Here is a 12075-nt window from a genome sequence, read left to right on the forward strand (position 1 = left end):
TGGCTAGGCTTATTTTTCTGAGAGCATATAGCCTACACTACGCACCGTTTTGATCAAGTGTTCTGCATCTTTCAAGGCTTTGCGCAAACGCAGCACATGAACATCGACGGTACGCTCTTCGATCACAACATGATCGCCCCAGACCTTGTCGAGCAATTGACTACGGGAGAACACGCGATCCGGATGCGCAAGGAAAAACTTCAGCAATTTGAATTCTGCATGGCCGATGTCGATTTTTTCATCGTTCATGCTGACGCTGAAATTAACCGGGTCCAGGCTGATATTCCCTGCTGTCATCAAGGTTTGCGAATGTTCTGGTGTCTTCCGACGCAACAAAGCATTGATACGTGCCGTCAGTTCGCGTGGTGAGAATGGTTTGGTAACGTAGTCATCTGCACCGTTATCGAGACCAGCAATCTTGTCCTCTTCCATGCTTTTTGCCGTCAGCATGATGATAGGCAGTTCATTGAACTGTCTATCCGCACGAATACGCGACAACAGGCGCAAGCCACTTTGGTCCGGCAACATCCAGTCGAGCAGAATCAATTGTGGCAAGCGATGCTGAATGTAGTCCCACGCTTCGCCAGCAGTCTGAACGGCGGCGACATTCCAGCCGGCGCCTTTCAGAGTAAATGTCACCAGTTCGATAATCGGCGGTTCATCTTCAACAATCAAAATGGTAGGTTTTTCGGCAGCCATGGTCTTCAGTTAGTGGTGCGTTCGTCTAATTGCGTAGCAGCGTAATCAGTATGGCGAATATCCTTGCCTTCGACAATGTAGATCACGTATTCAGCAATGTTTTTTGCATGGTCGCCGATGCGTTCAATCGCCTTGGCAACCCACAATGTATCCAGTGCGCCGGAAATGGTGCGCGGATCTTCCATCATGAAGGTAATCAGAGTGCGCATGATGGAGCGGAATTCGTGATCAACTATTTCGTCCTGCGCAATCAATTTGATCGCTTGCTTGCCATCGAGACGGGCAAACGCATCCAAGGCATCGTGCAGCATATTGCCTGCGCTAACTGCCATGACACGGATGGTTTCGTAATGATTGATGGTCGTCACGCCACGCTCAGTAATGTTCTTTGCCGCGCGTGCAATTTTGGTCGCTTCGTCACCGACGCGTTCCAGATCGGTAATCACCTTGATCGTTGCCATCACTGTGCGCAAATCGTTGGCAGCAGGTTGGCGCTTGACGATCAAATGGCTGCAAGTATCGTCCAAGGACACTTCCAGACTATTGACGTTTTCATCCGCTTTAATGACTTGCTCAGCTTGCGCAATATTGCCTGTTCTAAAACACGAGATAGCGTCTTGAAACTGGCTTTCAACAAGACCGCCCATGAGCAATACTTTTGAACGGATGGTCTCCAAGTCCATATCGTATTGCTTGGAAGAGTGTTCGCCTGGCATCAGGTTTCTCCTAAATGAATTCTGTTAAAGGTTGTATACGGTGCTTACGCAATAATTATTTTTATCAAATCAACCGAAACGACCAGTGATGTAATCTTGTGTATCTTTCTTGTTCGGGTTCATGAATATCTGATCGGTTTCACCGAATTCGACCAATTCACCCAGATACATGTAAGCGGTGTAATCAGAGCAACGCGCTGCTTGTTGCATGTTGTGCGTCACGATGGCGATGGTGTAATCGCCTTTCAATTCGCTGATCAATTCTTCAATCTTGGCTGTCGAGATTGGATCCAGCGCCGAGGTTGGTTCATCCAGCAGCAGCACATCAGGTTTGACCGCAACACCGCGGGCGATACACAAACGCTGTTGCTGACCACCGGACAGGCTGAGACCGCTCTTGTTGAGTTTGTCCTTAACTTCAGTCCACAGCGCTGCCTTGTTCAAAGCCCATTCGACGCGCTCATCCATCTCGCCTTTAGGCAGGTTTTCATACAGACGCACGCCGAAGGCGATGTTGTCGTAGACCGACATTGGGAACGGTGTTGGCTTCTGGAACACCATACCGACCTTGGCGCGCAACATGTTCACGTCTTGCCCTGGTTCCAGGATGTTCTTGCCGTGGTACATGATCTTGCCTTCCGCACGTTGACCTGGATACAAGTCGTACATACGGTTGAAGGTACGCAGCAAGGTTGATTTACCGCAGCCGGATGGGCCGATAAATGCTGTTACCTTTTTATCGTGAATATCCAGATTGATATTCTTCAGGCCTTGAAAGGAACCGTAGAAGAAATTCAGATTGGCGATTTCGAGTGTTTTTTTATTTGTCATGTCCACAGACGTTTGAGTAGTCATAGCGTTCGCTTGGATAAAGTCAATTATGGATTTTTTGGTTGAACATCGAGCGCGACAAGATGTTCAGTGCCAGTACGCTGAAGGTAATCAGCAATGCACCACCCCATGCCAGCGAGCGCCAGTTGTCATACGGGCTCATCGCGAACTGATAGATCACCACCGGCAAGTTGGCCATAGGCGCGTTCATGTTGGAGCTGTAGAACTGATTGTTCAAGGCAGTGAACAGCAATGGCGCCGTTTCACCAGAGATACGTGCTACTGCCAGCAAGACACCGGTGATCACACCAGCCTTGACTGCGCGCAAACGCACAAAGGTCGCGACACGCCAGCGCGGTGCACCAAGTGCGAACGCTGCTTCACGCAAGCTGGTTGGTACCAGGTTAAGCATATTGTCAGTCGTACGCACCACAACAGGAATCGCAATCAATGAAATCGCAAAGCTACCTGCCCAACCGGAAAAATGTTTAACGTTCGCCACATAGATTGCGTAGATGAACAAGCCAATCACGATCGATGGTGCCGATAGCATGATGTCGGTAACAAAGCGTGTGATCTTGGCGAACCAGCTCACTTCACCGTATTCAGCCAGATAGATACCGGCGAGGATGCCGATAGGTGTGCTGATGAAGACTGCCGCACCAACCATCAGCAAGCTGCCGACGATCGCGTTCATCAAACCACCGCCTTCGCTACCAGGTGCCGGTGTGGTTTGCGTAAAGATCGCCAGATTGATCGCGCCTACACCCTTGCTCACCAGCGTGAACAAAATCCACATCAGGAAGAAGAGGCCCAGCATCATCGCCAGGAAAGATAATGCGATACCGACGCGATGGATAAACAGGCGTTTTCTATAAACAGGGTTCATTGCTTCGGTTTTCATTTAGCGCCTTCCTTGCGGGACATACCCATCAACATGATCTTCGCAGCAGACAGAACGAGGAAAGTGATCGCGAACAGAATTAAGCCGAGAGCAAACAGTGACGATACGTGCAGAGTCGTTTCGGCTTCTGCGAACTCATTCGCCAGCGTCGACGCGATACTGTTACCCGCGGAGAACAAGGACCACGATAATTTGTGCGCATTACCGATCACGAAGGTAATCGCCATCGTCTCACCCAGTGCGCGCCCCAAACCAAGCATCACGCCGCCAACCACGCCAATGCGCGTGTAAGGCAAAACCACCTTGCGTACCACTTCCCATTTGGTGCAACCAAGTGCATACGCCGATTCTTTCAGAACCGGCGGTACGATTTCAAACACATCACGCATCACAGAAGCAATGAACGGGATGATCATGATCGCCAGAATGATGCCGGCAGCCAAAATACCAATGCCCATCATCGGGCCTTTGAACAATTGGCCGATGACTGGGATGTGGCCCAAGGTATTGGCCAATGCAGGCTGTATGTAATCCGAAAACAAAGGTGCAAATACGAACAAACCCCACATACCGTAGATGATACTAGGCACACCGGCCAGCAATTCAACTGCCGTGCCCAGTGGTCGTTTCAACCATGCCGGGCAAATTTCAGTGAGGAATAAAGCGATGCCGAAGCTGATCGGGAAAGCGATCAACAAGGCGATGAAAGAGGTAACCAAAGTACCAACGATGGCAATTGCCGCACCGTATTTATCGTTGACTGGATCCCACTCAACGCTGGTGATAAAGGGCAAACCGAATTCTTTAAATGCAGGCCAGGCACCGATCATCAGTGATGCAATGATGCCGAGCAAAACGAACAAAACGCTCAACGCGAAGATGAACGTAATTTTATGAAATAGAAAGTCCTGTAGCCGTTGCTTACGCATCGTGGCCATCAGCGCTTTGCTGAATATACCGCCGTCACTATTGTCTTTATCAAGATTCATTGCGTGGGCAGGGATAGTGTTAAAACTTGCGCTCATAATTATTTGGTTTTAAGCAGGACTGCCTCAGCGCATCTCGCGATGTGACTGAGACAGCCCTTAGTTAAATAGCGACTGAATCTACGATTAAATCAGCTCTTACCAAATAGCCTTGCCGGAAGCATCTTTAACATTTGCTTTCCAAGCGTCCTGAACCAATTTCACAACTGGTGCAGGCATTGCAACGTAGTCCAGATCAGCAGCCATTGCGCCGCCGTTTTTGTAGGACCAGTCAAAGAATTTCAAGACTTCTTTAGCGCGCTCAGCCGATGCTTGCGATTTGTGCAAGAGGATGAACGATGCGCCAGTGATAGGCCAGCTAGCTTTACCAACTTGGTTAGTCAGGATGACAGCCATGCCTGGGGTTTTTGCCCAGTCAGCGCCGGCAGCTGCTGCCTTGAAGGTTTCATCGTCAGGTTGCACGAATTGGCCGTCACGGTTTTTCAACTGTGTGTGCGACATTTTGTTCTTTTTAGCGTATGCATATTCAACATAGCCGATCGAACCTTTGATACGTTGTACGTTAGCTGCAACGCCTTCGTTACCTTTGCCGCCTACGCCTGCTGGCCATTTAACTGCTGTACCTGCGCCCACTTCTTTTTGGAAGTCAGCATTGGTTTTCGACAGGAAGTCGGTCCACAGGAAAGTGGTGCCCGATCCATCCGAACGGTGAACAACGGTGATGTCGGAATCTGTCAGTTTTGCACCTGGGTTCAACGCAACAATACGTGCATCGTTCCATTTGGTGATTTTGCCGAGGTAAATGTTCGCCAATACTTCTGACGTCATTTTCAATTGACCTGGTGTGATGCCGTCCAGATTCACGATAGGCACTACGCCGCCCATGATCGCTGGGAACTGGATCAAGCCTTCAGCTTCCAACTCTTCTTCTTTCAGCGGCATGTCGGATGCGCCGAAATCAACAGTTTTTGCCTTGATTTGCTTGATGCCGCCGCCGGAGCCGATGGATTGATAGTTCAAGCCATTGCCGGTTGCTGCTTTATAGGACTCAGCCCATTTCGAATAGATTGGGTAAGGGAATGTTGCACCAGCACCTGTAATATCAGCTGCTACTGCGGAAAACGCCATGACTGCACTTGCAGCTACTACGGCGGTTTTTACAAATTGATTCAATCGCATATCTGCTCCTTAGGGTTAACTAAATAAGACAGTGCGAACTCTAGCGAACAATTATGACAGCTTTATGACTTCTAAAAAATCATGTCATAAACTTGATTTTGAGCAAAAATCCCTGTCATTAAGTTGTCATAATGGGCCACTACACTCGGCGAGGTTACCAATGGCCAAAGTAAAGAAAATGCATAAGAGAGTCGCGCCAGACATCATCACAGCACCTATTCCGTCACAAAGTGCCATTTATTTGAATCGTGAATTGTCACAGTTGGCATTTAATCGCCGTGTACTGGCGCAGGCAGAGAACCCGGCCGTGCCTTTGCTGGAACGTCTTAAATACTTATGTATAGTCAGCAACAATCTGGATGAGCTGTTTGAAGTACGTATCGCCAGCTTGCTTGCCAACAACCATTTAGATGGCGAATTCATCGAACCGCCTGCACTTTCCGCTGCCTTGGCCATCGCCGGCGCAGAATGTCATCAAATCGTCGAACGTCAGTATCGTGTCTTAAATGAGAGTGTTTTGCCCCAATTGGCAGAACAAGGCATCCATTTATTACGCGACCAGGATCGCAATGAAGCACAGCGTGCCTGGGTCAAAGCCTATTTCGACCGTGAGGTACGCCCTCTGCTGACGCCTATCGGGCTGGATCCGGCACATCCCTTCCCTCAAGTAGTTAACAAGAGTTTGAACTTCATCGTCGAACTGTCCGGCAAGGATGCATTTGGCCGCGGCACTGCGATTGCCATATTGAAAGCGCCGCGTGTCTTACCGCGCGTGATTCAATTACCGCCGGAATTATCGAAGAATGGCGTTTCCTTCTGCCTCTTGTCTTCCATCATCCATGCGCATATCAGCGATCTATTCACCGGGCGCGAAGTGCTGGCCTACTCGCAATTCCGTGTGACACGTAATAGTGACCTGTGGGTAGATGAAGAAGAGGTCAAAAATCTGCGGCAAGCATTGCAAGGCGAATTGCAAAGCCGCAACTTCGGCGTCGCCGTCCGTCTGGAAGTGGCCAAAAACTGCCCGCCGCATCTGTCGCAATTCCTGCTTGAACAGTTTTCCATCGATAAAAACCGTCTGTATGCAGTAGACGGTCCAGTCAACATGGTGCGCCTGTCCGAGTTGATCGATCTCGTGACCAAGCCGGAACTACGCTTCCCGCCCTATTCGCCGATGTATCCGGCCAAACTGTCGAATGCTGATCTGTTTGCCGTCATCAGCAAGCACGACGTCTTGTTGCATCATCCATTTCAATCATTCCAGCCTGTGCTCGACTTCATACGCAGCGCGGCGCAGGATCCGGATGTAGTCGCGATCAAGCAAACGATTTACCGCACCGGCATGAACTCCGACTTGATGGAATCGCTGATCACCGCGGCACAGCGCGGCAAGGAAGTGACCGTCATCGTAGAACTCATGGCACGCTTTGACGAAGAAGCCAATATCAACTGGGCTGACAGGCTGGAACGCGCAGGCGCACAAGTCGTCTACGGCGTCGTTGGCTTGAAGACCCATGCCAAACTGGCACTCGTGATTCGCCGCGAAGGTGGCGCATTGCGCTATTACGCGCATCTGGGCACCGGCAATTATCATCCGAGCACGACCAAGTTCTATACCGACTTTGGCTTGCTGACAGCTAATCCGGCCATCGCTACGGAAGTCAATGAAGTCTTCATACATCTGACCAGTCTGACCAAACCAAAAACACTGAACCATCTGTGGCTGGCACCTTTCGCCTTGCAGAAGGAATTCATCCGCGCCATCCGCAACGAAGCAAAGATTGCCAAAGCCGGTCGCCCCGGCCGCATCATCGCCAAGATGAATGCCCTGCTGGATGAATCAGTCATACGTGCCTTGTACGCTGCCTCTGCCGACGGTGTAAAAATCGACCTGATCGTACGTGGTGCCTGCGCATTGCGCCCTGGCGTTCCCGGTTTGTCGGACAACATACGCGTACGCTCCATCGTCGGACGCTTTCTGGAACACAGCCGCATCTATTATTTCCGTAACGACCTGGCACACGATGTTTATCTATCGAGCGCGGACTGGATGAACCGTAATCTGTTCCGACGCATAGAAGTTGCCTTTCCGATAATCGATCCAGCATTGAAAAAACGTGTGATCGAAGAAGGCTTGAATCCTTACCTCAAAGATAACCTCAACTCTTGGGAACTAGATTCCAACGGCATCTATCAAAAACGTAAGCCCCGCGGAAAATCTGGCGCATTCAGCGCGCAGCAACATTTGATGCAAGTCCTGGGTAGTCCTGTGGAGTAAAAAAATGGAATTGATCTTGTGGCGTCATGCAGAAGCGGAGATGGGTGAACCCGACGAGGGCCGCGCATTGACGGCAAAAGGCCATAAGCAAGCCTGGAAGATGGCTGAATGGCTGGATCACAATCTGCCTAACAGCTGCAAAATCCTCGTCAGCCCTGCTACACGCACGGTCCAAACGGCCGAAGCATTGGGACGAAAATTCAAGATCGTTGAAGACCTGGCACCAGAATCAAACGTAGAAAGAATTCTGGCCGCAGCACACTGGCCAGATAGCCGCGAACCCGTTCTGATCATCGGCCATCAGCCAACGCTGGGACAAGTTGCTTCCACTTTACTTACTGGCACAGCGCAAGATTGGACGATACGCAAAGGGAATGTCTGGTGGATAGTGCAACGTGAGCGCAGCGAGATCGCCGGCAATTATGTGCGCGCGGTGATGGCACCGGATTTATTGGCTAAGTAAAGAATTGGGTGCCGACAATGCTCGGCACGCGCATCAGGTATCTGATTTCGTTACAGCTCACACCGACGATACAGCGTTTAGTCTTGCCCAAACAAGCCGTAGGTATCCAGGATGGCGTAGGTAATTTCAGGATTCTTTTCGAGACATTTACGAATAGCCGCCGGAATTGATTGTTTAGTCTTCCGACAAAGTCCCGGACGTTCTACCAGCTCGATCTGCAAACCGCGCACCGTCTTGACTTCATTCAAACCCGGCGTAATGTTCAGCACGATACCTAGCTGCGCGTACATACGCTCTTCCATATGCTTCAAATCTGCATAGCTGGAAATAGCTTCAATCCGCTCGATGAGTTTCTTCTCTTGCAACTTCGTCAGTTGCAGTATGCGCAGATCGCCGGCAGGATCATTCAACAAGTCATCCCGCGCACAGCTGCAAGCACCGGGCGGACATTCTTCTCGAATAACAAATGAAGGCGATTGCATATCAGGGATCACGCTATAAGTGAATTATCGTAAGGCGACACAATCAGGCATCGCTGCTGCAAGATCAGACCTTTTTGACGAATTCCGACTTCAAACTCATCGCACCGAAGCCATCGATTTTGCAGTCTATGTCATGATCGCTATCCACTAGACGGATATTCTTGACCTTGGTTCCCACCTTAACAACTCCAGCGGAACCCTTCAATTTCAAATCCTTGATCACTGTGACGGTATCGCCATCCTGCAATACATTCCCTGCAGCATCACGATAGACCTTGCTTCCCTCTTCAACGGTTTCTGCAGCGGCATGCGCAGACCATTCATGCGCGCACTCCGGGCAAATATAAAGACCGCTGTCTTCATACGTGAATTCGGAGTTGCATTGTGGGCATGGAGGTAAAGCACTCATGAGTAATCTTTCTGGTAAGGCAAGGACTGAAAAGAGCACAGTATACTGCGTGCCACCGCATACCTGCTTCTTTTTGAGGGAAGACGAAAGCAGCCAAGTGCTGCAGCAACGCGAACACAAGGCAGTGACTACGAAAAAATATTACCGGCTTAAGCTGACTCGGAAAATGAGTTGAACGAAAAGAGAATTCCGTTCTGAAGGAGTCGCTGGACAGGAAACTTCCCCATCCAGCTTGGTTTATTGTCGTTGAGGCTCCGCAGCCACTCAAACAATCATCACATAATAAGAAAACAACCCACTAAACGCATACGCAATGTTTCACGCCAATGACGAGCGTGCCATAGGAATATGGTCTGTTTTGCGCACAGGATGCAAATGCATCAAGAACTGCTGCGTCGCGGCACTCCACGAGTAAGCGAGCGCATGTTCACGCACCACCGAACGCTTGAGATTCAATGCGTCAAAACACGCGCGCGTCAAATCTTCATTCAACATGCCTGACTTGCCATGCACAACCACGTCTATCGGGCCTTCGACCGGATAGGCAGCGACTGGTACGCCGCAAGCCATGGCTTCGATCAAGACCAAACCAAACGTATCGGTACGGCTAGGGAAAACAAATACATCCGCGCAACTGTAATAGGCGGGTAACGCTTCATGCGGTTTGGCACCAAGAAAATGTACGTCCGGATATTTTTTCTCCAGCTCTTCGCGCATAGGTCCATCGCCTATCACCCATTTCGCGCCGGGCAATTCCATCTGCAAGAATGCTTCAATATTTTTTTCAACTGAAAGACGTCCGACATACAGATACAGCGGACGCTCCAGTGTCATTTCTTCACGCTGGCCGGGTTTAAAGTAATCTGTATCAACACCGCGACTCCACTGCACCACGTTCTTGAAACCGCTTTTCTCCAAAGCATCCTGCATGCGTGGTGTGGGCACCATCACAGCCTTCGCAGGACGATGAAACCACTTCAACCAGCGATACGTCAGTGCCAGCGGCAGATGAAAACGTGCGCGCAAATATTCCGGGAAGCGAGTGTGATAAGCGGTCGTGAAATCCAGCCCGTGATTGATACAGTAACGTCGTGCCGCCAGACCCATCGGCCCTTCTGTCGCGATATGAATACAGTCTGCATCGAAGTCATCCAACGCGGCAGCGACCTTGGCATACGGTTTGTAGGCCAGGCGGATTTCCGGATAGGTAGGGCAGGAATAACTGCGCATGTTCTCTGGCGTGATCATCAGTACTGCATGACCATTCGCGCGCAACTGTTTGCGCGTTGCCTTAAGCGTGTTGACGACACCATTGACTTGCGGCTCCCAGGCATCCGTTACGATGGCGATACGCATAATTCGTCTACCTTTTCATGTTTCGCTGATTGCTGTGGCATGACGATCTCTTGCCAGGTCACCAGACGTAATGCACCGGACATGTCCTCTACCAATGCGGACAGACTTTCTACCCAGTCACCATCGTTGCAATATGTGATGCCGTCAATTTCGCGGATTTCCGGTTTATGAATGTGACCGCAGATCACCCCATCCAGACCGCGCCGTTTGGCTTCTGCTGCCAAGGCATTTTCAAATGAAGAGATGTAACTGACGGCGTTTTTCACTTTTAGCTTCAAGTACTGCGACAGCGACCAGTACGGCAAACCGGCACGGGCGCGCCAGGTGTTGAACCATTGATTGAATTTGAGGATGACCGTGTAGAGGTTGTCGCCCACATAGGCCAGCCATTTGGCACAAGCGATCACTCCATCGAAGCGATCGCCATGCAATACCAGCATGCGTTTTCCTTGTGCCGTTGTATGCACCAGCTCATCGCGTATGCGTATGCCACCAAAATCAAGGTCGATGAATTGACGCACTGCCTCGTCATGATTGCCAGGAACGAAGATGACTTCCGTTCCCTTCTTGGCTTTTTTCAGGACGGTTTGCACCACATCGTTATGTGACTGCTCCCAATACCAACGACGTTTGAGTTGCCAGCCATCAATGATGTCACCGACCAGATACAAGGTTTCCGATTCCGTTTTACGCAAAAACTCCAGCAGTCTCTGCGCCTGACAACCGGTTGTTCCCAGATGAACATCTGAAATCCAGATAGCGCGAAACTTGTTCGATTCACGAACAGGCTCGCGCTTCGCACCAACTCCCGAGCCGATAAAATCAGTCGTCAAAAATTGGTCGCGTGGTTTCATGCTGTCTTTCCCTCTTTCAGGTAGTGACGTGCATAACGGCTGTCGAGCTTGGACAGTGGCAACAACATGAATAAATCGGCGCTATGGAAATCAGGATCCCAGGCCGGATTGCCGCAAACCCATGCACCGCTGCGCAGATAACCCTTGATCAGCGGTGGTACCACGGCGACATGGCCGGGTTCACGTTCAGCGATAGGGAAAGGCAAATGTGGCGTGACGCGATATTCGGCCGGTGCCAGATTGTTTTCAGCCAGCGAGTGATACAGCGCCGCTGCATTGTGGCCACCATCGGCCAGACTGACGCTGGCGCAACCGATCAGGTATTCGCACTTCTCTTTTTTCATGAAAGCGGCCAGACCGGCCCACAACATCATGATGACGCCGCCGCTGCGGTAGTCCGGATGGATGCAAGCACGTCCGGCTTCAGCGATGCTGTTGCGCAGATTGTTCAGACGGCTCAGGTCAAACTCTTGTTCGGAATAGAACTGGCCCATCTTGCGTGCAGCTTGCGGGCTCATGACGCGGTAGGTGCCTACCACTTTCAGTGTTTCTGCATCGCGCACGATCAAGTGATCGCAATATGCATCAAATTCATCCTTATCGAGTCTCTCTTCGTTCTTCAGTGAAGACAGTCCCATAGACTCGATAAAAACCTTGTAACGCAAACGCTGTACTTCACGTACTTCTTTCTGTGTGCTGGCAACGCTCAGCGTCAGCTTGGGAGAAGCAAGATTGGTATCGGCAGAAGCATTCAGTAATCGCATGTGTCGTCCTTTGTATTATGACGAACGAAGCGTAACTGTTGATTACTTCAACAAAATGACAGGAGCATGTCATTTTCATGACACGACAACACTATGAAAAACCGGCGCATTGCGCCGGTTTGGACTTGCCATGAAACAACAGGCAATCAGATTT

13 protein-coding genes are annotated in these 12075 nt (G+C 50.4%); 2 read left to right on the forward strand and 11 right to left on the reverse strand.

Features of this window, described 5'->3' with window-relative positions; all coding sequences use genetic code 11:
* Positions 1–9: 9 nt before the first annotated feature.
* The 6 genes from phoB to pstS form a co-directional block, all read right to left on the reverse strand.
* Entirely contained in the window at positions 10–699 is a 690-nt protein-coding gene (gene phoB, locus AC07N2_RS16275) for a phosphate regulon transcriptional regulator PhoB (RefSeq protein ID WP_076590881.1), read from the reverse strand.
* A 5-nt stretch (positions 700–704) separates the two neighbouring features.
* Positions 705–1415, reverse strand: coding sequence for a phosphate signaling complex protein PhoU (phoU, locus tag AC07N2_RS16280; RefSeq protein WP_076590880.1), 711 nt, complete (start codon positions 1413–1415; stop codon positions 705–707).
* Between the two features lie 69 nt (positions 1416–1484).
* Positions 1485–2270, reverse strand: a complete 786-nt coding sequence (pstB, locus tag AC07N2_RS16285) for a phosphate ABC transporter ATP-binding protein PstB (RefSeq protein WP_076590879.1) — start codon at positions 2268–2270, stop codon at positions 1485–1487.
* Between the two features lie 19 nt (positions 2271–2289).
* Complete coding sequence (gene pstA, locus AC07N2_RS16290) at positions 2290–3150, reverse strand: phosphate ABC transporter permease PstA (RefSeq protein ID WP_494779177.1); 861 nt, start codon at positions 3148–3150, stop codon at positions 2290–2292.
* Entirely contained in the window at positions 3147–4139 is a 993-nt protein-coding gene (gene pstC, locus AC07N2_RS16295) for a phosphate ABC transporter permease subunit PstC (RefSeq protein ID WP_173830610.1), read from the reverse strand. The genes pstA and pstC overlap by 4 nt, the downstream gene beginning before the upstream one ends.
* Positions 4140–4274: 135 nt before the next feature.
* Positions 4275–5315: a phosphate ABC transporter substrate-binding protein PstS gene (gene pstS / locus AC07N2_RS16300; protein ID WP_494779178.1), complete on the reverse strand. Its 1041-nt coding sequence runs from the start codon at positions 5313–5315 to the stop codon at positions 4275–4277.
* A 178-nt stretch (positions 5316–5493) separates the two neighbouring features.
* Between pstS and ppk1 the strand changes: the two genes are divergently transcribed.
* Together ppk1 and sixA are read left to right on the forward strand one after the other, a co-directional pair.
* Positions 5494–7593, forward strand: coding sequence for a polyphosphate kinase 1 (ppk1, locus tag AC07N2_RS16305; protein ID WP_494779179.1), 2100 nt, complete (start codon positions 5494–5496; stop codon positions 7591–7593).
* A 4-nt stretch (positions 7594–7597) separates the two neighbouring features.
* A complete protein-coding gene (gene sixA / locus AC07N2_RS16310; RefSeq protein WP_494779180.1) occupies positions 7598–8056 on the forward strand; it encodes a phosphohistidine phosphatase SixA in 459 nt (152 codons plus the stop codon).
* A gap of 77 nt (positions 8057–8133) precedes the next feature.
* Here the strand turns inward: sixA and AC07N2_RS16315 are convergent, their stop codons facing one another.
* The 5 genes from AC07N2_RS16315 to AC07N2_RS16335 all read right to left on the reverse strand — a co-directional run bounded on the left by AC07N2_RS16315 (position 8134) and on the right by AC07N2_RS16335 (position 11921).
* Positions 8134–8538, reverse strand: a complete 405-nt coding sequence (locus AC07N2_RS16315; RefSeq protein WP_494779181.1) for a hypothetical protein — start codon at positions 8536–8538, stop codon at positions 8134–8136.
* Positions 8539–8602: 64 nt separating this feature from the next.
* Positions 8603–8947 (reverse strand): zinc ribbon domain-containing protein YjdM, encoded by a 345-nt coding sequence (locus tag AC07N2_RS16320; RefSeq protein ID WP_494779182.1) that lies wholly within the window; start codon positions 8945–8947, stop codon positions 8603–8605.
* A 318-nt stretch (positions 8948–9265) separates the two neighbouring features.
* A complete protein-coding gene (locus tag AC07N2_RS16325; RefSeq protein WP_494779183.1) occupies positions 9266–10303 on the reverse strand; it encodes a glycosyltransferase family 4 protein in 1038 nt (345 codons plus the stop codon).
* Positions 10285–11157: a UDP-2,3-diacylglucosamine diphosphatase gene (locus tag AC07N2_RS16330; protein ID WP_494779184.1), complete on the reverse strand. Its 873-nt coding sequence runs from the start codon at positions 11155–11157 to the stop codon at positions 10285–10287. The genes AC07N2_RS16325 and AC07N2_RS16330 overlap by 19 nt, the downstream gene beginning before the upstream one ends.
* On the reverse strand, positions 11154–11921 hold the full coding sequence (locus AC07N2_RS16335; protein ID WP_494779185.1) for a GNAT family N-acetyltransferase: 768 nt from the start codon (positions 11919–11921) through the stop codon (positions 11154–11156). Before AC07N2_RS16335 ends, AC07N2_RS16330 begins: the two co-directional genes overlap by 4 nt.
* Positions 11922–12075 lie beyond the last annotated feature (154 nt).

Source organism: Herminiimonas sp. GW821-FHT09C12, from assembly GCF_059416385.1.

Excerpts from the sequence above, each read along its gene's own strand:
- AC07N2_RS16330 (WP_494779184.1), bottom strand. The coding sequence starts at position 11,157 with ATGAAACCACGCGACCAATTTTTGACGACTGATTTTATCGGCTCGGGA.
- phoB (WP_076590881.1), bottom strand. The coding sequence starts at position 699 with ATGGCTGCCGAAAAACCTACCATTTTGATTGTTGAAGATGAACCGCCG.
- phoU (WP_076590880.1), bottom strand. The coding sequence starts at position 1,415 with ATGCCAGGCGAACACTCTTCCAAGCAATACGATATGGACTTGGAGACC.
- ppk1 (WP_494779179.1), top strand. The coding sequence starts at position 5,494 with ATGCATAAGAGAGTCGCGCCAGACATCATCACAGCACCTATTCCGTCA.
- AC07N2_RS16320 (WP_494779182.1), bottom strand. The coding sequence starts at position 8,947 with ATGAGTGCTTTACCTCCATGCCCACAATGCAACTCCGAATTCACGTAT.
- pstS (WP_494779178.1), bottom strand. The coding sequence starts at position 5,315 with ATGCGATTGAATCAATTTGTAAAAACCGCCGTAGTAGCTGCAAGTGCA.
- pstA (WP_494779177.1), bottom strand. The coding sequence starts at position 3,150 with ATGAAAACCGAAGCAATGAACCCTGTTTATAGAAAACGCCTGTTTATC.
- sixA (WP_494779180.1), top strand. The coding sequence starts at position 7,598 with ATGGAATTGATCTTGTGGCGTCATGCAGAAGCGGAGATGGGTGAACCC.
- AC07N2_RS16315 (WP_494779181.1), bottom strand. The coding sequence starts at position 8,538 with ATGCAATCGCCTTCATTTGTTATTCGAGAAGAATGTCCGCCCGGTGCT.
- AC07N2_RS16325 (WP_494779183.1), bottom strand. The coding sequence starts at position 10,303 with ATGCGTATCGCCATCGTAACGGATGCCTGGGAGCCGCAAGTCAATGGT.
- pstC (WP_173830610.1), bottom strand. The coding sequence starts at position 4,139 with ATGAATCTTGATAAAGACAATAGTGACGGCGGTATATTCAGCAAAGCG.
- pstB (WP_076590879.1), bottom strand. The coding sequence starts at position 2,270 with ATGACTACTCAAACGTCTGTGGACATGACAAATAAAAAAACACTCGAA.
- AC07N2_RS16335 (WP_494779185.1), bottom strand. The coding sequence starts at position 11,921 with ATGCGATTACTGAATGCTTCTGCCGATACCAATCTTGCTTCTCCCAAG.